Origin of the sequence: Thiorhodococcus mannitoliphagus, assembly GCF_010915725.1 — a bacterium.
Classification (GTDB): Bacteria; Pseudomonadota; Gammaproteobacteria; order Chromatiales; family Chromatiaceae; genus Thiorhodococcus; species Thiorhodococcus mannitoliphagus.
On the sequence record NZ_JAAIJR010000474.1, the window covers coordinates 1 to 432 of the forward strand.

Below are 432 nucleotides of genomic sequence, written 5' to 3' on the forward strand. Positions count from 1 at the left end.
CGCCGACCGCCTGTGGACGAGAACGACACTCGATCCAGAGGAGGAGAAATTACGCATTCCGGCCTAGGTGGGGTTTAAGTAACGATTCAAAAATAAATTATACAACTTAATTAATCTATATAAAACTGCAAACTATTGTTTTATAGCTATATTTTTTAAAGCAAAATTCATGCAAAAGAAAACATAAATATTGAATCGTCACTAAGGTCTGAATTCATCAACCATTGCTGTCTCCATGGTATCCGTGTGCGCTGACGACTTGCTCGATCCGAAGAACGACTATGTGTTCTTCCGCGTCTTCTCCGAGGAACCTGATCTGCTGGTCGATCTGATCAATGTCGTGCGCGTCGACGAGCCGCCCATTGTCGAGGTCAGTCTGCTCAACCCGCAGCTCACACCCGAGCGGCTCGGCGGCAAGCAGTTGATCCTGGA

General features: G+C 46.5%; 1 protein-coding gene. It reads left to right on the forward strand.

Annotated elements, in window-relative coordinates; genetic code table 11:
* Nucleotides 1-244: 244 nt before the first annotated feature.
* Nucleotides 245-432 (forward strand): PD-(D/E)XK nuclease family transposase (locus G3480_RS27435; protein WP_206171957.1); only part of this gene is annotated, 188 nt, incomplete at its 3' end.